General features: G+C 63.7%; 18 protein-coding genes, 1 tRNA gene and 1 riboswitch. Of the genes, 10 read left to right on the forward strand and 9 right to left on the reverse strand.

The window, feature by feature from the left end; translation table 11 throughout:
* Positions 1-83 precede the first annotated feature (83 nt).
* Together C7I36_RS00885 and C7I36_RS00890 are read right to left on the reverse strand one after the other, a co-directional pair.
* Positions 84-1,925: a FimV/HubP family polar landmark protein gene (locus C7I36_RS00885; RefSeq protein WP_106451862.1), complete on the reverse strand. Its 1,842-nt coding sequence runs from the start codon at positions 1,923-1,925 to the stop codon at positions 84-86.
* 181 nt (positions 1,926-2,106) lie between these two features.
* A complete protein-coding gene (locus C7I36_RS00890) occupies positions 2,107-3,213 on the reverse strand; it encodes a 4-phosphoerythronate dehydrogenase (RefSeq protein ID WP_106451863.1) in 1,107 nt (368 codons plus the stop codon).
* Positions 3,214-3,328: 115 nt separating this feature from the next.
* On the opposite strand from C7I36_RS00890, the gene C7I36_RS00895 reads away from it, so the two are divergent.
* On the forward strand, positions 3,329-4,066 hold the full coding sequence (locus tag C7I36_RS00895; protein ID WP_106451864.1) for a phosphatase PAP2 family protein: 738 nt from the start codon (positions 3,329-3,331) through the stop codon (positions 4,064-4,066).
* A 358-nt stretch (positions 4,067-4,424) separates the two neighbouring features.
* Here the strand turns inward: C7I36_RS00895 and fabB are convergent, their stop codons facing one another.
* Positions 4,425-5,639 (reverse strand): beta-ketoacyl-ACP synthase I, encoded by a 1,215-nt coding sequence (gene fabB, locus C7I36_RS00900; RefSeq protein WP_106451865.1) that lies wholly within the window; start codon positions 5,637-5,639, stop codon positions 4,425-4,427.
* A gap of 105 nt (positions 5,640-5,744) precedes the next feature.
* Between fabB and mnmC the strand changes: the two genes are divergently transcribed.
* Positions 5,745-7,730 (forward strand): bifunctional tRNA (5-methylaminomethyl-2-thiouridine)(34)-methyltransferase MnmC2/FAD-dependent 5-carboxymethylaminomethyl-2-thiouridine(34) oxidoreductase MnmC1, encoded by a 1,986-nt coding sequence (mnmC, locus tag C7I36_RS00905; protein WP_106451866.1) that lies wholly within the window; start codon positions 5,745-5,747, stop codon positions 7,728-7,730.
* A 19-nt stretch (positions 7,731-7,749) separates the two neighbouring features.
* Here the strand turns inward: mnmC and C7I36_RS00910 are convergent, their stop codons facing one another.
* A complete protein-coding gene (locus C7I36_RS00910; RefSeq protein WP_245879986.1) occupies positions 7,750-8,247 on the reverse strand; it encodes a DUF922 domain-containing protein in 498 nt (165 codons plus the stop codon).
* Positions 8,248-8,433: 186 nt separating this feature from the next.
* Here C7I36_RS00910 and corA point away from each other — a divergent pair, with 186 nt between their 5' ends.
* Positions 8,434-9,381, forward strand: a complete 948-nt coding sequence (gene corA / locus C7I36_RS00915; protein WP_106451867.1) for a magnesium/cobalt transporter CorA — start codon at positions 8,434-8,436, stop codon at positions 9,379-9,381.
* Positions 9,382-9,514: 133 nt separating this feature from the next.
* Here the strand turns inward: corA and nrdD are convergent, their stop codons facing one another.
* Both nrdD and nrdG read right to left on the reverse strand, forming a co-directional pair.
* A complete protein-coding gene (gene nrdD, locus C7I36_RS00920; RefSeq protein ID WP_106451868.1) occupies positions 9,515-11,290 on the reverse strand; it encodes an anaerobic ribonucleoside-triphosphate reductase in 1,776 nt (591 codons plus the stop codon).
* Positions 11,287-11,742 carry an anaerobic ribonucleoside-triphosphate reductase activating protein gene (gene nrdG / locus C7I36_RS00925; RefSeq protein ID WP_106451869.1) on the reverse strand — a complete coding sequence of 152 codons (456 nt, stop codon included), beginning with the start codon at positions 11,740-11,742 and terminating at the stop codon, positions 11,287-11,289. Before nrdG ends, nrdD begins: the two co-directional genes overlap by 4 nt.
* Positions 11,743-11,946: 204 nt before the next feature.
* Between nrdG and C7I36_RS00930 the strand changes: the two genes are divergently transcribed.
* Entirely contained in the window at positions 11,947-12,408 is a 462-nt protein-coding gene (locus tag C7I36_RS00930; protein WP_106451870.1) for a CreA family protein, read from the forward strand.
* A 51-nt stretch (positions 12,409-12,459) separates the two neighbouring features.
* Here the strand turns inward: C7I36_RS00930 and uvrB are convergent, their stop codons facing one another.
* Complete coding sequence (uvrB, locus tag C7I36_RS00935; protein ID WP_106451871.1) at positions 12,460-14,460, reverse strand: excinuclease ABC subunit UvrB; 2,001 nt, start codon at positions 14,458-14,460, stop codon at positions 12,460-12,462.
* 158 nt (positions 14,461-14,618) lie between these two features.
* On the opposite strand from uvrB, the gene C7I36_RS00940 reads away from it, so the two are divergent.
* Positions 14,619-14,694, forward strand: a tRNA-Asn gene (locus tag C7I36_RS00940).
* 136 nt (positions 14,695-14,830) lie between these two features.
* Here the strand turns inward: C7I36_RS00940 and C7I36_RS17175 are convergent.
* A complete protein-coding gene (locus tag C7I36_RS17175; protein ID WP_146137290.1) occupies positions 14,831-15,094 on the reverse strand; it encodes a hypothetical protein in 264 nt (87 codons plus the stop codon).
* 125 nt (positions 15,095-15,219) lie between these two features.
* Positions 15,220-16,719 (reverse strand): N-acetylglucosamine-specific PTS transporter subunit IIBC, encoded by a 1,500-nt coding sequence (gene nagE, locus C7I36_RS00945; protein ID WP_106451872.1) that lies wholly within the window; start codon positions 16,717-16,719, stop codon positions 15,220-15,222.
* Between the two features lie 207 nt (positions 16,720-16,926).
* On the opposite strand from nagE, the gene nagB reads away from it, so the two are divergent.
* The 5 genes from nagB to C7I36_RS00970 all read left to right on the forward strand — a co-directional run bounded on the left by nagB (position 16,927) and on the right by C7I36_RS00970 (position 21,190).
* Positions 16,927-17,724 (forward strand): glucosamine-6-phosphate deaminase, encoded by a 798-nt coding sequence (nagB, locus tag C7I36_RS00950; protein ID WP_106451873.1) that lies wholly within the window; start codon positions 16,927-16,929, stop codon positions 17,722-17,724.
* Between the two features lie 12 nt (positions 17,725-17,736).
* Positions 17,737-18,882 (forward strand): N-acetylglucosamine-6-phosphate deacetylase, encoded by a 1,146-nt coding sequence (nagA, locus tag C7I36_RS00955; RefSeq protein ID WP_106451874.1) that lies wholly within the window; start codon positions 17,737-17,739, stop codon positions 18,880-18,882.
* Entirely contained in the window at positions 18,879-20,093 is a 1,215-nt protein-coding gene (locus C7I36_RS00960; RefSeq protein WP_106451875.1) for an ROK family transcriptional regulator, read from the forward strand. The genes nagA and C7I36_RS00960 overlap by 4 nt, the downstream gene beginning before the upstream one ends.
* Positions 20,090-20,407, forward strand: a complete 318-nt coding sequence (locus C7I36_RS00965) for a translation initiation factor (protein WP_106451876.1) — start codon at positions 20,090-20,092, stop codon at positions 20,405-20,407. Before C7I36_RS00960 ends, C7I36_RS00965 begins: the two co-directional genes overlap by 4 nt.
* 37 nt (positions 20,408-20,444) lie before the next feature.
* Positions 20,445-20,615, forward strand: a riboswitch (yybP-ykoY riboswitch).
* Between the two features lie 17 nt (positions 20,616-20,632).
* Entirely contained in the window at positions 20,633-21,190 is a 558-nt protein-coding gene (locus C7I36_RS00970; protein WP_106451877.1) for a TMEM165/GDT1 family protein, read from the forward strand.
* Positions 21,191-21,217: the final 27 nt, after the last annotated feature.

The raw sequence follows: 21,217 nt of genomic DNA on the forward strand, positions 1-21,217 counted from the left end.
ACGGCAATTATACCCGTTACCGCCGCAAAATGAAGAACCGGCCCAGGGGGCCGGTTGGAGACGAGGTCCGCCCGCGGCGGGGCTCAGCGCCGGGCCAGGCGCTGCAACAGCTTGCGGGCCTCGGCCTGGTGCTCGTCGTTGCCCTTGGCCAGGGCTTCGTTGAGCAGCTCGCGGGCGCTGTCGATATCGTCTATCTCGATATAGGCCCGGGCCAGATCCAGCTTGGCCCCCATGCCGCCCTCGTCGAAATCGATGTCCACATCCCGCCCCTGGCCAAGTACCTTATCGTACTCGTCCGCCCGGGCGTCCTGGGGACCAGGCTGCTCGCTTTCTTCCATCAGGCTGTCGATAAAGGCGAAAGGGTCCTCCTCGGCGGCCCGGCCGGGCGCGTCGGCCGGCCGGCTCGGTGCGGGCTCCGCCGGTGGCTCGACCGCCACGGGTTCGGGTTCCGCATCGGCCTCGGCCCGGCGTTCCGGCTCGGCATCCACCGCCCCATCGAACAACAGGGCATCGATATCGTCGTTGGATACCGTATTTTCCGTCGCCAGGCCCGCACTGGATTCATCATCGAACATCATGTTGGCGTAATCGATCTCTTCCCGCTCCTCTTCCGCCTCCAGGGGCGCGCCTTCCACTTCGTCCCGGCGCTGGGCCTGGGCGTCTTCGGCTTCCTGCTGCTCGGCCAGGAAGCGGGCGAAGGCGTCTTCGTCGATTTCCCCTTCCGCCGCCTTTTCCACCGCCGGCTCGGGAAGATCCGGCTCGGCTGGGTACAGGTCCGGAGACTCGCTCCGGTCCGGATCCGGGCTCAGATCGGTGGTGAACAGCTCGTCGAACTCACTGCGTTCATCATCCAGCAGGGTTTCGCGATTGGCCAGATCCTGCTCCTGCTCCGCCAATTCGCGCCGCACCCGGGCCCGCCACCACAGGGTGAACAGGGCCAGCAGCAGCAGCGCCGGCATGACCAGCATCAAGGCCAGGTTGAGCGGATTGGCGAGCAGGGCATCCAGCCCGTTGCCGGGCGCGCCCGTCTCGCCGGCGCTTTCCTGCTGGCGCTCGGACTTGAGCTGGTTGACCTCCTCGGTCAGCTCGCCAAGACGGGTGCGCAGGGCCTGATTATTGTTGGACAGCTCGGCAAGTTGTTCGTTGGACATGGCGACCTGGGTTTTCAGTTCGTCCAGCAACCGCGCCTGCAACCGGGCCAGGGCCAGCTCCTCGGCCTGCGCCGGCGACGGTGTCTCCGGCGCCAGGGGCTCGGGTTCGGGCACCGGGGCCGCCCGGGGGACGGAAGGCTCGCTGACCGGCACCACCCGCACCGTGGCCGGCTCGGCGGCGGAAGCCTGGGGCGGCGTGGCAACCACGGGAGCCGCCGCCGGGGGCTCAACGGGGGCCACCACCTTGGGGGTTTCCACCTTGGGAGCAGCCGGTTCGGGCTTGGCCGGCGCGCTGGCAACGGCCCGGGCAGGCGCCGGCCGCTCCGCCGGTGCCGTACGCGCGGCGCTGCCCTGGCGGCTCAGCCGGCGGAATTCGGCCTCGGCTTCCCGCGGGCTGCGCTGCTGGGCCTGGGTCAGGGTCGGCAGGCGCAGGGAGGCGCCCCGTTGCAGGTAGTTGATGTTGCCCCGCACAAAGGCGCCCGGGTTGAGGTAATAGAGCGCCACCATGGTCTGCTGTACCGTGGCCGGGGCCGGAGTATGACGGGCGGCGATGGACCAGAGGGTATCGGTACGGGTGACCGGGCCGTAGCGGCCGGGAGCCAGGTTGGCGGGCGCGGAGGCCGCCGGGCGCGGGGCCGCTGCAGGCGCCGCCGCCGGGGCCGAAGACTCAGGGCCTCTCAGCTCGATATAGAACTCTTCCTGGGCCTGAGCCGGCAGGGTACAGGCCAGCCACAGGGCCAGAGCGGAATAACAATGAGGTCTGAGTCTTTTCATTCTGTGTCTTGTGTCCTTGTTCCTGACTCTGCGCCGGTTTATCCGGCCGTCTCGGCTCACCATGGCGCAAGTGTAGAAAAAAACCGTGCCAATAGGAACTTATCTGTCAGTGTTGCAGGTAACCGCTTATCGGCCGAGCAGGTCCAGACTTTACTTCGGACGGCCCCGGGAACAGCGCCGTTCAGCCAAACCCCAGCGCCCGCAGTGCCTCCCCGCCCCCTGTGACATGCAGGGAGCCCAGCTCGCGCCGATCCGGATATTCCTTGCGCAGGCGGTCGAAAAAGCCCGGATCATCGCCGGCCAGCGCCCGGCGGAACTGTCGGTCGTCCCGCTCGATATCGTAAACCAGGCGCACCAGACGCTCGGTCAGCGTCTGATCCCTCCCCCCCTCCAGGCCGATCTGCGCCACCGCCGGCGCCGGCAGCAGCTGCTCCACCGTCAGCTCGCACGGGCGTCCTAGCCGGCGGCTCAGGGCCTGATACAGGGCGAAGCTGCCCCTGGCCTTGCCCTCCAGGCTGTAGCCGGCGATATGGGGCGTTGCCAGCAGCACATGGGGCACCAGCGCCGTCAGTACCCTGGGCTCGTGCTCCCACACGTCCATCACCAGGGTCAATGGGCTGTCGCCCTGCTGACGCGTCAGCAGGGCGTGGTTGTCCCAGACATCCCCCCGGCAGGCGTTGATCAGCAGTTGCCGCTCATCGAGCCGGGCGATACGCACAGCATCCAGCAGGTGATGGGTGGCGTGGGGGCCCTGGTGGCTGAGCGGCACATGAAAGCTGACGACATCGGCGCACAGCGCCTGCTCAAGGTCGACAAAACCGGTCGCACCGCGCTCGGCCAAAGGAGGATCGCAACACAGCACTTCCATTCCCAGCGCCCGGGCCCGGCCGGCCACCTCGGAGCCGGTGTTGCCGGCCCCGATCACCGCCAGTGAACGCCCCGCCAGCGACCAGCCCTGGTGTTCCGCCACCCGCAGCAGGGCGGCCAGCACATAGTCGCCCACCGCCACCTTGTTGCATCCCGGGGCGCTGGCGAAGGCGATGCCCCGACGGGCCAAGAGGCCGGTGTCCACGTGGTCACAGCCGATGGTGGCGGTACCGACGAAGGCCAGACGCCCGGCACGGGCCAGCAGGGCATCGTCCACCCGGGTGATGGAACGCACCAGCAGGGCGTCCACATCGATCAGTTGTTCCGGAGCCAAGGCACGGCCGGGGCAGGTGACCACCTCGGCCCAGTCGCCGAACAGCTCGCGTACGAACGGCATATTTTCATCGGCCAGAATTTTCATCGTGTTCTCCTTGCTCGGGGGAGCGCCATTGTAACCCGAGTCGGCCCGGGCTTCAGCTGTCAGCCGGCGGTGATTCTGCTAGACTCGCCGCCTTTGTCATCCCCTGGTCCATCTCATGACCTTATCTTTGCTGTTGCGGATCCTGGCCTTGCTGGTGGTGCCGGTGGCCCTGGCCAGCCTGGGCTACCACTGGCACTGGCGCTGGTTTCCCCTGCTCGAGCTCGACGAGCCCCCCGCCCTGCTCGCCTACGGCCTGACCCTGTCGGTCGGCGGCGTGGGTATCGGCATCACCTTGTTGCTGCTCAGCCTCCTGACCCTGCACCGCTGGCGCCGGCAGCCGGGGCAGTTGCTGGTCTTCTTTTGCTGTCTGCTTGCCGCCCTGGGCGGCGCCTTTGTCACCAAAACCCTGGCCAAACTCTACTTCAAGGAGCCCAGGCCCTATGTGGTCTGGCTGGATGAGCAGGGCCGGCTCGACGGTGATCACTTCTATGCCCAGCGGGAATCGGTGCGGGAACAATGGCTGGCCGAGGGCCTGAGCCGGGTGCCCGAGCAGCAGATTCCCGGCTGGCTCAAGCTGCACTGGCAGGATGAGGTGAACTATTCCTTTCCCTCGGGTCATTCCATTGCGGCCATGACCATCGCCGCCTTTTTCTGCCTGTTGCTGGCCTACCGTGGCAGTTCCCCCTGGCTGGTCACCGCCCTGGCCGGCTGGGCGGTGGCGGTGTGTTATTCCCGCCTGCTGCTGGGCCTGCACTGGCCTGCCGATATCCTTGCCAGCAGTGTGCTGGGGGTGTTGTTTGGCGGTGCCGGGGCCTGGGGATTTGTGATGCTGGACAAACGGTTGGGCAGTTGACGCACAAATGCGAAGCCGCAGTGCGGTTGCACTACGCCGACACGCTTCAAGCCCATCCGTGGGGCGCTCGAAAATACCATCCATGGCATTTAATGGTCGGCTCCGGCAATCCCCACTGCTACTTCGGGTAATTTCGGCGTTGTCTGCATGCTGCCAATCAGCGCTGAGCGTGCTGAGGAGGACAAAGGGTGTCTGCTTCGCCGTGCCCTTTGCGCCAAGGATGGCGCAACGGAGCCTACATGGATGTATTCACGGCGTGCCGGAGAAGTAGTGCCCTTTGACCGACGACGGTGCACGATGTATAGGTTCAAGGTATAAAAAAAGCGCCCTGAGGCGCTTTTTCTAGTTACCGCTGCGTTCAGCCCTTGTACTTGCTGAACACCAGGCTGGCGTTGGTGCCGCCGAAACCGAAGCTGTTGGACATCACGGTGTCCAGCTCGGCTTCCTGATATTCGGTGACGATGGGCAGGCCCTGGGCCTTCTCGTCCAGCTCGGTAATATTGATGCTCGGGGCGATAAAACCGTGCTCCAGCATCAGCAGGGAGTACACCGCCTCGTGCACGCCGGCAGCACCCAGGGCGTGGCCGGTCATGGCCTTGGTGGCGGAGATGTAGGGAGCCTGGTCGCCGAACAGGCCGTGGATGGCTTCCAGCTCCTTCACGTCACCCACCGGGGTGGAGGTGCCGTGGGTGTTGATGTACTGCACCGGGGCCGGGGCGGTGGCCATGGCCTGCTTCATGCAGCGCACCGCGCCTTCACCGGACGGGGCCACCATGTCGTAGCCGTCGGAAGTGGCGCCGTAGCCGGTGATCTCGGCGTAGATCTTGGCGCCGCGCTTCAAGGCGTGCTCCAGCTCTTCCACCACCAGGATGCCGCCGCCACCGGAGATGACAAAGCCGTCACGACCGGCATCGTAGGTGCGGGAGGCCAGCTCCGGGGTGTCGTTATACTTGCTGGACAGGGCGCCCATGGCATCAAACTGCAGTGCCAGGGTCCAGTCCACCTCTTCGCCGCCGCCGGCGAAGACGATGTCCTGCTTGCCCATCTGGATTTGTTCCAGGGCGTGGCCGATGCAGTGGGCCGAGGTGGCGCAGGCGGAGCTGATGGAGTAGTTGATGCCCTTGATCTTGAAGGGAGTGGCCAGGCAGGCGGAGGTGGTGGACGACATGGTGCGCGGCACCATGTAGGGACCGACCCGACGCACGCCTTTCTCGCGCAGGGTGTCGCAGGCTTCAATCTGGTTTTTGGAGGAAGCACCGCCGGAGCCCACCACCAGGCCGGTACGCTCATTCGACACCATGGACTCGTCGAGTCCGGCGTCGGCGATGGCCTGCTCCATGGAAAGATAGGCAAACGCGGCCGCGTCACCCATAAAGCGCATGACCTTGCGATCGATGTGCTCGGCCGGGTTCATTTTCAGATTGCCCCACACCTGGCTGCGCAGTTTGTAGTCGGCGAATTGCTGGGAGAAGGTGATGCCGGAGCGCCCCGCCTTGAGGGAGGCCAGGACTTCTTCCTTGTTGTTGCCAATGCTGGACACCACACCGATACCGGTAATGACTGCTCTTCTCATCTATCTTTCCTACTGTCTTGATTTGACGCCAATTCTAACCACAAACCATGGTCAAACTGGTCTGCTTTCACATAAAATGACCGTTTTTGCGGTCCCGGAGGTTCAGTGTCACCCCGCTTTATTACCACAGCGCGTCTCGACTGGAACGACCAGGGTACCCCGGTCGCCACCGCCTTCAACGATGTCTACTTCTCCAACGACAACGGCCTGGCCGAAACCCGCTATGTATTTCTGGGGCACAACGGCCTGCCCGCGCGCTTTGTCGATCACGACCGGCCCCTGTTCGTGGTGGCCGAAACCGGCTTTGGCACCGGCCTCAACTTCCTCGCCACCTGGCAGGCCTTTATCCAATATCGCCGGGCACAGCCCCAGGGCCGCACCCGGCGATTGCATTTTATCAGCGTGGAGAAGTATCCACTGAGCCGCGCCGATCTTCAGCAGGCCCTGAGCCAGTGGCCAGAGCTTAGCACTTTAAGCGAACATTTGTTAGCTGAATATCCGCTGCCTGTCGACGGTTGCCACCGCCTCTGGTTTGGCGATGAAGTCTGCCTCGATCTCTGGCTGGGCGACGTCGCCGACATCCTGCCCCAAATGGAAGCCGGCCTTGCCGGCAAGGTGGATGCCTGGTATCTGGATGGCTTTGCGCCGGACAAAAACCCTGCCATGTGGACCCCGGCGCTGTTTCGCGAGCTGGCCCGGCTGGCCCGGGGCAATGCCACCCTGGCCACCTTTACCGCCGCCGGCTTTGTCCGGCGGGGATTGAATGAAGCCGGTTTTGAGGTCAGTCGGGTCAAGGGCTTTGGCCGCAAACGGGAGATGCTGGCCGGTCGCCGCGCCCCGGGCCGCGCGCCCTACACCACGCCCTGGTACTGGCGCCGGCCCGGCCGCGGCGAACACAGCCTGATCATCGGCGCCGGCGTGGCGGGAGCCGCCCTGGCACTGGCCCTGACCCGGCGCGGCCACCGGGTGACCCTGCTGGAACAGGCCGGCGAACCCGCGGCGGGCGCCTCCGGCAATCGCCAGGGCGCCATCTACCCCCTGCTCAACGGCGATCACGATCCGCTCAGCCAGTTCTACCTGCAGGCCTTTCTCCATGGCCGGCGGGAGCTGGCCTCGCTGGCCCGCCGGCACACCTTCAGCCACCACTGGTGCGGCGTGGTGCAACTGGCCTATGACGACAAAAGCCGCGCCAAGATAGACAAGCTGACCGCCGGCGGCTTTCCCGCCGAGCTGGTACACCCGCTCGACGCCGGCGAGGTCGACCAGCGCTGCGGCCTGGCGGCGGCGCTGCCGGGCGTGGAATACCCGCTTGGCGGCTGGGTTTGCCCCTTCGAGCTGACCCGGGCCCTGCTGGCCCGCGCCCGGGACAGCGGCCTGCTGGAGTGCCATTACCACTCCCGGGTCGATACCCTGGACCCGGAGCGGGACGGCTGGCGGGTTACGGCGGGAGAGCGGGTGTTCCGCGCCGCCAACCTGATCCTGGCCAGCGGCCACCAGGTCACGGACTGGCCCCAGACCGCCGGCCTGGCGCTTTATCCGGTTCGGGGCCAGGTTAATCACCAACCGGCCCAGGCGCCCCTGGCGGGGCTGAAAACGGTGCTGTGCTACGAGGGCTACCTGACCCCGGCCTGGCAGGGGATGCATTGTGTGGGCGCCAGCTACCAGCGCCGCCAGCATCAGCTCGACTACCGGGAGCAGGACGAAAGGGAAAACCTGGAAAGGCTGCAACATACCCTGCCGGTCCTGGCGGGGCTCAGCCCGGCGCCGGGCGCCGGCCGGGTCGGTATCCGTGCCGCCTGCCGCGACCACCTGCCCCTGGCCGGGGCGGCGGCGGACAAGGATGCCCAACTCGCCCACTACGAACAGCTGCCGCGCAAAACCGGCCAGGCCCTGCCCCTGGCGGCGGATCATCCCGGGCTGTATGTGCTGACGGGGCTGGGCTCGCGCGGCCTGTGCTCGGCTCCGCTGCTGGCGGAACTGCTGGCGAGCCAGTTGCTGGACGAACCCCTGCCCCTGCCGGCATCGCTGCTGGCGGCGCTCAACCCCAACCGCCACTGGCTGCGCAAACTGCAGAAGGGAAAACCCGTATAACCGCTCCCGCAAGAGGGGCCTATTCAGCCGGGCGAATCAACCCCAGGTTGCGGCCGTAGTCGTGCTGGCGCTGGAAGTCGCGCAGCAGCGCCTGCGCGATGCCGAGCTGGTGGTGGCCGATGTTGTCGGCAACCCGGCGCAACTGGTCGCAGCCGGGCTGGGGCGCAATCTCGAACAGGGAACGCTCCAGCCATTCGGCGGCCAGCAGCGCCCGCTCCCGCACCAGCCGCTCATAGCCGGTCAGGGCCAGACGGTAATTTTGCCATTCGGGGGTTTGCGGCCACTCCAGCGGCTCGGTCACCGTGGCCGTCATCGACACCAGCACCTGGGCCGGCAGGCAGCCCGCCTCCCCCTGCTGGCCGGACAACTGCCAGGACAAACGGTAGTCCACGTCGGCCAGGCTGGGCTCCAGGGCACTGGAGCCGTAGATATCCACCGTCTGCCGGGCCTTGAGTTCCATTTCGGCCTTGAGCGGCAGGGCAAGCAATAATAACAGGGCGTAACAGACTGATTTCACGGTGTGTCTCCCGATTGGACGGCCCGGGCCGGTGGTCTGAGTATAATACCGCCGGCGGGCTCAAGTCATTTGGGTCTGGTCTCTGCCCGAAAAAAGACCGAAAAGCGCCCGCGCCCGGCCCCGGCACCTGACAGGGCCGGCCGGCATCTATATAGTGCAACTACATGTTTCTGGTTGGAGAGCTGCATGATCACAGCCTATACCCTGAAGGGAAAATCCCTTGAAATTCAGCCGCTGAGCCTTGAAGACAGCCTGCCGGCCAACACCCTCTGGCTGGATATCCTCAAGCCCGACGAGCAGGAACAGAGCTGGATGAAACAGCTGTTTGTCGAAGAAGTGCCCGAACTGGACGAGCTGGACGACATCGAAGCCTCGGCCCGCTTCTACCGGGACAAGGACGGCCTGCACATCCATTCCCTCTTTCCCCAGCGCCTGGGCAAGGAAATCGACGGCATCAACGTGCTGTTTACCCTGCGCAACGACCTGCTCATCAGCTTTCGGGAGGACGATCTGGGGCTGATGCGGCTGCTGCGCCACTATATGCGCCAGGACCGGCTGGAAGTGGAAGACGCCCCGGATCTGCTGCTGGAAATCTTCCAGCTCAAAATCGAATATATATCGGACCTGATTGAAGACGGTTACAAGACCCTGGAAGACACCGCCAAGGACGTGCTGCAGGTGGACGACCTGCGCCGCACCATGTCGGATCTGATGCTGCAGGAGGACGGCAACGGCCACATCCGCCTGGCCCTGTACGATACCCGTCGTGCCCTGCGCTTTCTCAAGCGCTCCCTGCGCAAAAACAGCAACGACGAGCAGCGCAAATGGATCGATGAAATGCTCTACGACATTGAGTCACTGCTGCCCCATACCCAGTTTCTGTTCGACAAGATCAACTTCCAGCTCGAGGCCGCCATGGGCTTTACCAGTCTGGAGCAGAGCAAGGTGATCAAGATTTTCTCGGTGGCCGCTGTGGTGTTTCTGCCGCCCACCCTGATCGCCAGCATCTACGGCATGAACTTCGAGATCATGCCGGAGCTGGGCTTCGATTACGGCTACCCCATGTCGCTGGTGATGATGCTGATGTCCGCCTGCGGCACCTACTACTTCTTCAAGCGCAAGGGCTGGCTGTAACGGCCGGGACTGGGGATTGGGGATTGGGGATTGGGGATTGGGGATTGGGGATTGGGGATTGGGGATTGGGGAAAGAGCTTAAAACGGCTCCTCGAATCCCCATTCCCCATTCCCCATTCCCAACTCCCTGTTGTTAAACGTGGTAGAAACGCCGGCCGTGCTCTTCGCGGCGGCCGGCGCTGAAGGCGGACACCCGCTTCAGGTAGCCGATCACCCGGGTGGCGTGGTCGATGTTCTCGCTGCCGCACTGCCCGCACGCCCAGTCGGTATGCTTGCTGATATGGCCGCAGTCGTTGCACAGGGTGCTGCGCACGTTGACGGTGAAATAATGGCAGCCGGTGCTGGCGGCGATGCGGTAGAGCTGCAGGTAGCCGGCCTGGCTCAGGTGCTCGTCCAGGTTGAGGTGCAGCGCCGAGCCGCCGTCCAGGTACTGCACCAGATCCCGGCCGTGCAGCACGAACTTGTCGAGCACCTGGGTCCCCTCCTCGTCCTCCACCACATAGAAGTAGGAGTTGTAGCAGTCCCGCGGCACCGCATAGCCGTCGGCTTTGTCCCACTTGGCGTTCTTCACCCCCAGGTTTTCCGCCGGCACGAACTCGGTGTTGAACAGGTAGCCGTACTCCCGCCGCGCCACCCGGTTGGCGTCGTAGATGATCTTGAGCCGCTCGCTGACAAAGCGCTGGTAGTCGGGGTTGTTGCCGACCTTGATGCCCCGGTATTCCGCCGCCTCCACCATGCCGTTGATGCCGATGGTGAGAAACTGCTTGTCCAGGCTGATAAAGCCGGCGTCGTAAACGGTAAGGATGCCGTTTTCCAGGAAGTCCTCCATCAGCTTGCGATAGGCCACCTGATAGCGCTGGATCTTGTGGATCTCGGTCAGCAAATCGCGGCCGTCCTGCTCCAGCCGGTTCATGTTGAGGGTGATGACGTTGATGGAGCCGGTGGCCACCCCGCCCGCCCCCAGGGTGTAGGAAAAGGTATGATCGCTCACCTCGTTGCGCAGCCGGCAGCAGGAGGCCAGGGAGTCGGCGCTGTCCGACATGTAGATAAAGAAGCTGTTGCCCCGGCTCATCTGCCCGGCGCACAGCTCGGCGAAGTCGTCATCGGCGGGGGCGCCGTCCCGGGTGAGCATGGCGGCGGTCACCACCGGGAAGGTCAGTACCGCCCGGCGCCGCTCTTCATTGAACCAGTCGAGGAAGTGGGCCTGCAGGCGAAATACCGACTCCCGCGCCGGCCGGCTGCCGTCGGGGAAGACGAAAAACTCGAACATGGTGTTGAAATAGTCGCGATCGAACAGGGAAATGTTCCAGAACACGCTCTGGTAGCCCCTCGCCGCCGCCGGCTGGTTGATGGCGTAGACCACATGTTGCAGGTGATTGTTGATGGCGTGGGCATGCTCGCTGAGGTAGTCGTCGCCGTAGTCCTTGCGGGCGAAGTAATCGAAATAGGTCAAAAACTCCACCGTGGCCACGGCGCCGGCGAACTGGCTGCTGACCGCAAACACCAGGTTGACGAAGGCACCGCAGAAGGACTCCAGATGCCGGGGCGCCTGGCTCTCGCCCCCGAGTTTGGTCAGGCCGTCGAGCAGGAAGGGATACATGGTCATGGACACGCAGTAGGGCTTGAGACTGGTTTCGTCGTGCACATAGATCTCGTGGTGTTCTATTTGCCGCTCGTACTCGGTGGCAAGATCGGTGCCGAACAGCTCGGCTATCTTGTTCTTTACCAGACCCCGGTTGACCTGCACGAAAAAGTCCTTCATCAGCTCCGCTTCGGCGGTGGCGATATTCTTGTGGGTGACGTTGGCATTGGGATCCAGGCGGGATCCATCCGCCGCATTGGCCGCGTGCATGTAGCGATAGAAGTCTTGCAGCTTGGCCTCAAGCTGATCCGGGTGCAGACGTATCATGGCTTTCTCCAGAAAAGGGGGTTGAGCGACTCGCCATCGGACAGGCGGACCAGCCGCTGGTTGCTGTGGGGAGAATCAAGACCACCCAGCGCGGCCCGCCAGGGCCCTGTCTTGAGATAGTCCAGCTCGGCCAGCAGCACATCGGGGATCCGCTCCCGCCCGGTGTACAGGCAGGTTTTGAGCCCCTGCCGCCGGACCTGGCGCAACAGCGCCAGCAATGCCTCTCGCTGCCATTCTCCACCGAAAAACAACACACAGGTCAGCAGCCCCTGGTAACGCGCCAGCCAGTCATCGAGCCGCGCGGCGGTCAGCGCAGAGCCGGCCCGCGGATCCCAGCTGTCGCGGCTGTGGCAACCCGGGCAGGCCAGGGGACAGCCGGTCACCAGCCAGGCCAGGCTGACCTCGCCGGGCACTTCCTGCAGGACCACACGGGGCTCGAAGGCATTGAGCATACTCAGGCACCAATCACTATATGTTGTGCCATGATACTAGTTAAACACACTACATATTGAAACACCCCCTGAAGCCGATCGTTCCTTTCCCTGATCTGGATCAGTCCGCCAACAGAAAGCGGTACCCTGGATGCAGCTTACGGCCCGACTGGTTCCCACACCGGCTTTGTGGTATCACAACGATTCAAGACTAAGGAGAAATTGATGACATACCGAATGGCGACCGCCCTGCTGCTGGCCCTGGGGCTTGCGGGCTGCGACAACAACGAGGTGGGCGATGTGTCCCTGGGTATCTTCACCACCAAGGACATCAAGATAGAAGTGCTGACCGATCCCGTGGTTACCGGGGTGACCTGCCACATCTCGGATGTGGTGGCGGATCTCAACCTGTCCGATCCTTCCGACATGTCGATCAGTTGCCGTCAGACCGGCGAAATCACCCCGGCCATGATAGCGGCCATCGACAAGTCCAAAAGTGGCGATCTGGTGTTCAAGAAATCGAAAAGCATCTTCCTGAAAAGCCTGAAAATCCGCCGTATCTACGACGAGGCCAGCCAGAGCCTGCTGTATGTGGCCTACAGTACCAAGGAAACCGAAGGCAGTTTCAAACACTCCCTGTCGACCGTGCCCCTGTGGGATACCGCGGCGTACCAGGCAAAGCCCTAGCCGGAAGCCAGGCAGGCTCTCACTTCCAGCTTCTAGCCTCCAGCGTCTGGTTCAGCTGCGGATTAGCTGCTCCCGCAGCAGGTGGATGCGATCGCGCACCGCGGCCGCCTGCTCGAACTCCAGGTTGCGGGCGTGGTTGAGCATAACCTTCTCCAGCTCGTCGATCTGGTGGCTAAGCTCCCTGGCACTGGGCAGATGCTCCGGCAGCGGGGTCTTTTCCTTGGCGCGCTTGGAGCCGACCCGCTTGGTGCCGTCCAGATCCATCACATCGGTAATACGCTTGTTGAGCCCCTTCGGCACTATGCCGTGCTCCTCGTTGAAGGCCTGCTGCTTGGCCCGCCGGCGCTCGGTTTCGCCGATGGCGGCGGCCATGGAGCGGGTGATGCGGTCGGCGTAGAGGATGGCTTTGCCATTGAGGTTGCGCGCCGCCCGGCCTATGGTCTGGATAAGGGAGCGTTCGGAGCGCAAAAAACCCTCTTTATCCGCGTCCAGGATGGCCACCAATGACACTTCCGGCATGTCCAGCCCTTCCCGCAGCAGGTTGATGCCCACCAGTACGTCGAACTGACCGAGACGCAGGTCGCGGATGATCTCCATGCGCTCCACGGTGTCGATATCCGAGTGCAGGTAGCGCACCTTGACGCCGTGTTCATTCAGGTATTCGGTCAGATCCTCCGCCATCCGCTTGGTGAGGGTGGTCACCAGCACCCGCTCGCCCAGCTCCACGCGCAGCCGGGCTTCGGAGAGCAAATCATCCACCTGGGTGGCCACCGGCCGCACTTCCAGCTCGGGGTCGAGCAGGCCGGTGGGGCGCACCACCTGCTCGGCGATGTCGGTGCCGGACTTGTCGAGCTCGTAGGGACCGGGGGTGGCGGAGACAAACACCGTCTGGGGCATCAACGCCTCGAACTCCTCAAAGCGCAGTGGCCGGTTGTCCAGCGCCGAGGGCAGGCGGAAACCGTACTCCACCAGGGTTTCCTTGCGGGAGCGGTCGCCCTTGTACATGCCGCCTATCTGGGGCACGGTGACGTGGGACTCGTCGATGATCAGCAGGCCGTCGCCGGGCAGGTAGTCGAACAGGGTGGGCGGCGGCTCGCCCTCGCCCCGCCCCGACAGATAGCGGGAATAGTTTTCGATGCCCGAGCAATAGCCCAGCTCCTGGATCATCTCGATGTCGAACTGGGTGCGCTGGCTGATGCGCTGCTCTTCCAGCAGCTTGTTGGCCGAGAGCAACTGGGCCTTGCGTTCCGCCAGCTCCTTCTTGATGTGCTCTATGGCCGCCAGCAGGGTTTCCCGCGGGGTGACGTAGTGGGTCTTGGGGTAGATGGTAAAGCGCGCCAGGGTTTGCAGCACGGCGCCGGTGAGCGGATCGAACAGGCTGATGCGCTCGATTTCGTCGTCGAACAGTTCCACCCGCACCGCCTCTCTGTCCGATTCGGCGGGGAAAATATCCACCACCTCGCCCCGTACCCGGAAGGTGCCCCGCTGGAAGGCGGCGTCGTTGCGGCTGTATTGCAGCTCCGCCAGCCGCCGCAGCATGTCCCGCTGGTTAAGCGTATCACCGGTGCGCAGGTGCAGCATCATGCTCAGGTAGGACTGGGGATCGCCCAGGCCGTAGATGGCCGACACCGAGGCCACGATGATGACGTCGCGCCGCTCCATCAGCGCCTTGGTGGCGGACAGCCGCATCTGCTCGATGTGGTCGTTGATGGAGGCATCCTTCTCGATAAAGGTATCCGTGGTGGGCACATAGGCCTCGGGCTGGTAGTAGTCGTAGTAGGAGACGAAATACTCTACCGCGTTGTGGGGAAAGAATTCCTTCATCTCGCCATAGAGCTGGGCCGCCAGGGTCTTGTTGGGCGCCAGTATCATGGTGGGCCGGTTAAGGGTGGCGATGACGTTGGCCATGGTGAAGGTCTTGCCGGAACCGGTCACCCCCAGCAGGGTCTGGTGCGCCAGCCCCGCTTCTATCCCCTCCAGCAATTGCGCTATGGCCCTGGGCTGATCGCCAGCGGGCTGGTAATCGCTGACCAGTTGGAATGCTTTGCTCATCAACACCTGTCTCCTCGTTCAAACCGGTCCAGTTTACTCCCCGGAAGCGGCACAATTTAAGCAAAAACTGCCCAATCGACCACCCGGGCCAAAAAAGCCCCCTCCGGACTTGACCCTGGCCAGCGGTCTGCGTATCATCTGCCGCCTCTTCACGAGATTCCCCCTTAGTTCAGTCGGTAGAACGGCGGACTGTTAATCCGTATGTCGCTGGTTCAAGTCCAGCAGGGGGAGCCAAATTTTCCTCCGTCGCCCTTGACTTATCCACTAAATCAACATCCCCCGGCGCCAGAAACCCACATTCAGCGCATTTGCTCTAATTCCATTGATACCGTTCAGATAGTGAGCGGCGTTTTTGCATGGATTTTTTTAACTATTTGATTTTCAAATAAATTATTTTTGGCGATTTTTTTGCCGACTTATCCGTAACGCCTGCCACCACTGGCTTTGCACCGGTTGTATCTAGCCAATCCACAACCTTATCCACAGAAATGGTGGATAAGTGAGCCAAGCCCTGCCGGCACAAGGCTCCCGGCGGCTGTGTATAACCTTTTGAGTCTTGAGCTTCGTTCAGCGCCTCTTGACAGTTGCCTTGCCGTCTCTCCAAAAGCGTGTCGCCCGCCTGCCGTTTTTGCAATCAGCTCCCTCCCCCAGGGCCGGGAGGGGCTTCATCAGGATATTGTTTTGGCCCTTTGGTGAACAACAAGGCCTCAAAACGCAAAAAGCGCCCCGAAGGGCGCTGTCAGGATGCCGGCAAAACCGCTACCCCTTGCCGGCCAGGGCCTTGATCTCCGCCGCCATGATTTCGGCCAGCGGCCCCAGTATCACCTGCAGGTTCTTCTCCCCCAGTCTGACCACCCCCTTGGCGCCCAGCGCCTTCAGCCGGGCTTCGTCGACCCGGCTGCGGTCAACCAGGGTAAGGCGCAGGCGGGTAATGCAGGCATCGATCTGGGCCAGGTTGTGTTCGCCGCCCAGGGCCTCCAGGTATTCCCGAGCCAGGGCGGATTTGTCGCCGACCTTGTTGCCAGCCGCCGACGGTTCATCGGCCTCCCGACCCGGGGTCTTGAGGTTGAACAGCCGGATGACGAAGTAGAAAGCCACAAAATACACGCCGCCAAACACCAGGCCGATGCCCACCAGCAGCCAGGGCCTGGTGGCCAGGCCCCAGTTCAGCACCAGGTCGAACAGGCCGGCGGAAAAGCCGAAACCGTGCAGTACGCCGAACAGGTTGACCACCACCAGCGACAGGCCGGTGAGCAGTGCATGGAGGGCATAGAGCAGCGGCGCCAGGAACATGAAGGTAAATTCCAGCGGCTCTGTGATGCCGGTAAGGAAGGAAGTCACCGCCACCGACAGCAGCAGGCCGCCGGCCTGGGCTCGCTTGTCCCTGGGGGCGGCCAGCACCATGGCCAGGGCCCCGGCGGGCAGGCCGAACATCATCACCGGGAAAAAACCGGCCATAAACACCCCGGCGGTGGGATCGCCGGCAAAGAAACGATGCAAATCGCCCCGGGTCACCTCGCCGGCAATCTGGGTGACGGTGGCGCCATCCACCCCGGGCACGGCGCCGCCCACGCTCAGGGTACGCACCAGGGCCGGATCCAGGCAAATATTTTGTATCGCCCCGGCCGCCTCGTAGGTCACCTTGAGGCACTCGCCCAGGCCGAACCAGAAGATGGAATTCACCACATGGTGCAGGCCTACCGGGATCAGGCCCCGGTTCAGCAGGCCGTAAAAGAACTGGCCGACCCCGCCGGACGTCGACACCGCCAGGCCAAAACTGTCGATGCCGTGCTGGATGGCCGGCCAGACGAAACCGGCAACAACGGCGGCCAGCAGGGCGAACAGTCCGGTCATGATCGGTACCAGCCGCTTGCCGCCGAAAAAGGCCAGGTAGTCGGGCAGCTTCACCATATGGAAGCGGTTATAGCAATGGCCGGCGATGATGCCGGCGATAATGCCGCCGAAAAAGGACATGTCGATGTCGGCATTGATGGTCCTGGCCGCGCCGGTCAGCACAAAGTAACCGACGGCGCCGGCCAGGGCCGCAGCCCCGGCGTCATCCCTGGACAGGCCAACGGCGATGCCCAGGCCGAACAGCAAGGGCAGCTGGCTGAAGATGGCGCCGCCGGCCTCCGCCATAAAGGGGATCCCGAGCAGATCCGGCTGCCCCAGGCGCAGCAGCAGCGCCGCCACCGGCAAGGTGGCGATGGGCAGCATCAGCGCCTTGCCCAATTTCTGTAAATATCCCAGCACGTTCACGGCCGATCTCCTTATGCATGCGGTAACAGGGGCCGGTTTATCCGGCCTGCCACCAGTCTATGTCGGTATAATTCTCAAAACAAATTAAGATCTCTTTATTCGTGATTTCAATCACCAACAAAAGGTTTGAAAAGCGCTTTTTAGTGGTAATCAACCCACACTTATTTTATTATAAAAAATATCTTGCCACTTTACTTGAGGTGCTCCATGCGTTTGATCCCCCTTGCCAACAGTGAACAGGTCAGCCGTTGGGCCGCCCGCCACATCGTCAACCGTATCCAGGCCTTTGCCCCCGAGGCAGGCCGCCCCTTCGTGCTCGGCCTGCCCACCGGCGGCACGCCCCTGGCCACCTATCGCGAGCTGGTCCGGCTGCACCGGGCCGGGGACATCAGCTTTCGTCACGTGGTCACCTTCAATATGGACGAGTATGTGGGGCTGCCCAGGCATCACCCCCAGAGCTACCACCATTTCATGCACGAGCATTTCTTCAGCCAGGTGGACATCAGCCCGGAAAACATCAACCTGCTGGATGGCAACGCCCCGGATCTCGAGGCCGAGTGCCGGCGCTACGAAGACAAGATCAAACACTACGGCAAGATCCACCTGTTTATGGGGGGCGTGGGCAGCGACGGTCATATCGCTTTCAATGAACCCGCGTCTTCTTTATCCTCCCGTACCCGGATAAAAACCCTCACCGAGGATACCCGGATGGCCAATTCCCGCTTTTTCGACAACGACCCGGACCAGGTGCCGCGCCAGGCGCTCACGGTCGGCGTCGGCACCCTGCTGGAAGCGGAAGAAATCATGCTGCTGGTCACCGGCCATGCCAAGGCCCTGGCCCTGCAGGCGGCGGTGGAAGGCTGCGTCAACCACCTGTGGACGGTGTCGGCCCTGCAACTGCATCCGCGCAGCCTGATCGTCTGCGACACCCCGGCCACCCTGGAGCTCAAGGTGAAGACGGTACGTTATTTCGAACAGCTTGAAGCCGAGCACATTTATCCCTGACGAGAGGCCGCCATGTTTGCCCTGACCCACTGTACCCTGTTCGACGGCGAACGCCTGCTCCAGGACCATGCCGTGCTGATCGAGCACGGACGCATCGCCGCCCTGCTGCCCGAGTCCGGCCTGACTCCCGGCCTGCCCCGCCACGACCTGGGCGGAGCCCTGCTCAGCGCCGGTTTTATCGACCTGCAGCTCAACGGCTGTGGCGGAGTGATGTTCAACAACGACATCAGCCCAGCCACCCTGGATACCATGCACAGGGCCAACCTGAAGGCGGGCACCACCAGCTTTCTGCCGACCCTGATCACCTCGCCCGACCGGGACATGCGCCAGGCGGTGGCGGTCACCCGGGAATACATGGCCCGCCATCGCCACCGGGTGCCGGGGCTGCACCTGGAAGGCCCCTACACCAACGTCCTGCGCCGGGGCATCCATCCCGAACGGCAGATCCGTGCCCTGGACGAACCCATGCTTGCTTTCCTGTGCCAGCATGCCGACGCCATCGCCCTGCTGACCCTGGCCCCCGAGTGCAACAGCGCCGACCATCTGCGCCGCCTGCGCGCAGCCGGCATACGGCTGTCCATGGGCCATACCGCCGCCAGCTATGACCAGGCCATGGCAGGTTTCGCGGCCGGCATCGGCTTTGCCACCCACCTCTACAATGCCATGACCCCCACCGCCAACGGCCGCGAGCCCGGCGCCGTGGGCGCCGTGTACGACCACCCCGGGGTGTACGCGGGCATCATAGTGGACGGCTTTCATGTGCATGAGGCCAATGTGCGGCTGGCACACCGGATCCTGGGCGAGCGCCTGTGCCTGGTGACCGACGCCACCGCCGCCGCCGGCGCCCCTCCCGGATTCGAGCGGTTTGATTTTTGCGGCGCCACCGTCCATGTGCGGGATGGGCAATGCCGGGACGAGCGTGGTACACTCGGCGGCTCGGCGCTGACCATGATAGAAGGCGTCCGCAACCTGGTCGAACGGGTAGGACTGCCGCTCACGGAAGCGCTGCGCATGGCCAGCCTGTATCCGGCCCGGGCACTGGGGCTGGAAGCGGAGCTGGGCGCCGTCGCCACCGGCAGGGTGGCCAATCTGGTGGTGCTGGACGCCGGCTACGGCGTCAGGGCCACCCTGGTAAACGGACAATTCACAACCCCATGACCCGCGGACAAATCGCCAATGTCGACCTGGTCAAACAGGTCAACAGCTCTGCCGTCTACCGGCTGATCGACAGTCAGGGCCCGATATCCAGGGTCAAGATCGCCGAACTCAGTCACCTGGCCCCGGCAAGCGTGACCAAAATCACCCGCACCCTGCTCGAGCACGGCCTGATCCGTGAAATGGAGCACCAGGCCTCCACCGGCGGCCGGCGTGCCATTTCCCTGACCACGGTCACCCGCGATTTCCACCTGGTATCGGTCAAGCTCGGCCGGGAAGAGCTGCGCCTGGCGCTCTATGACCTGGAAGGCAACGAAGCCGGACGCCGTACCCTGCCCTTCCCCCGGCGCGAGCTGGAGCCCTTGCTCACGGCCCTGCAACGGGAAATCGCCGGCTTTATCCGAGAGCAGGGCCATCCGCTCAGGCTGGTGGCCCTGGCGGTGGTCATGCCCGGCCTGACCGACGCCCGCCTGGGACAGGTGATTTATCATCCCAGCTACCCGCTGGCGGGCGTCCCTCTTGCCGCCCGCCTTGGCCAGGCGCTGGGGCTGCCGGTCTTTATCGGCAACGACATCCGCGCCCAGGCCCTGGCCGAACACTATTACGGCGCCTCCCGCGACTGTCTCGATTCGGTGCTGGTGAGCGTGCACCACGGGGTGGGTGCCGGCATCATTACCGAAGGCCATATTTTCAAAAGCCAGGGACGGGACGTGGCGGAAATCGGCCATATCCGGGTTGATCCCCTGGGCGATCGCTGCCACTGCGGCAACTTCGGCTGCCTAGAAACCATGGTGGCCGATGCCGCCCTGCTGCGCCAGGCCGGGCACATGCTGAGCCAGGGCTACCCCAGCCGGCTCGACCCGGACCGGCTGAGCATGACCGCGCTGTGCCAGGCCGCCCTGGCCGGCGACCGCCTGGCCCGGGAGGTGCTGGAGCGGGCCGCCGAGCACCTGGGCCGGGCCCTGGCCATCATGGTCAACCTGTTCAATCCCCAGAAGGTGCTGCTCAGCGGCGCCCTGTGCGAGGCCGAACGGCTGGTCTTTCCGATTGTGGCCAAATCCATCGAATACCAGTCCCTGCCGAGCTTCCACCAGGGCCTGCCCCTGGAACGGGCCCGCTTCCAGGACGATCAGACCATCGGTGGCCTGGCCCTGGTCAAGCGCGCCCTGCTGGAGGGCGAACTGCTGCAACTCATCATGGAGCCCAAATCATGAACCGTATCGTCTATAGCACGGATCCCGGCTGGCAGGCCGAAGTCCAGCCGACCGCCGGCGGCAACGGCCCCTTTCCCGCCGATGGCCTGGTGCGGCTGCGCCGGGAAACCAAGGGGCGCAAGGGAGCCGGTGTCGTCTGCGTTTACGGGGTTCCGGCGGAGCACATCAAGGCACTGGCCAAGCGACTGAAATCCCAGCTCGGCACCGGCGGTGCGGTCAAGGACGGCGTGATCGAAATCCAGGGCGATCGCCTGGAACAGGTGGCCGAGCTGCTCACCAAGGCCGGCTTCCAGGTCAAAAAGGCGGGCGGCTAAGTCCTTGCTTTTTCGCCTTCGGCGGCTAAAATGGCCGCTCCTGCACAAGGGGGAGTAGTCTCTCGATATCGAGATGGTCGTCAACACAATTGGTGCAAAATCACCATGGCGGCCGTGACCCACCGGGGTTTGACGAGACCTTTGACAGGCTGGTGCCGATACCGGGGACGGGCGGCGCGGTCTGCTCATTGGTAAATAATCACCCCGTCCCCTCTGGTATACACCTTGGAAGCCTTGACCACCTCGACGCTCGCCGTCGCCATCGCCGAAATCGGCGACAAAACCCAGTTGCTCGCCCTGGTGCTGAGCTGTCGTTTCAGAACCCCTGTGACCATTATTGCCGGCATCCTGGCCGCCACCCTGCTCAACCATGCCCTCGCCGGATGGGTGGGCGTCTGGATCCAGCAATGGCTGGATCCAGACTGGTTGCGCTGGTTGCTGGCCGGCTCCTTCTTCGCCATGGCCGCCTGGATGCTGATCCCCGACAAGCTCGACGACGAAGAAGGCCGGTTTCGTCGTTTCGGCCCCTTTATCACTACCTTTGTGCTGTTTTTCCTGGCGGAAATGGGCGACAAAACCCAGCTGGCCACGGTGCTGCTGGCAGCCCGCTTCGTGGAGGACTTCTGGCTGGTGGTGGCCGGTACCACCCTCGGCATGATGGCGGCCAACGTGCCCGTGGTGCTGCTCGGCAAGAAAGGGGCCGAGCGGATCCCCATGAAATGGGTCCACAGCGCCAGTGCCGCGCTGTTCGTCATCCTGGGCATGACCACCCTGTGGTGGTGAGGTTCGACAAGGCGGCTGCCGGAACGG

Source organism: Zobellella taiwanensis, assembly GCF_003012795.1.
Taxonomy (GTDB): Bacteria; Pseudomonadota; Gammaproteobacteria; order Enterobacterales; family Aeromonadaceae; genus Oceanimonas; species Oceanimonas taiwanensis.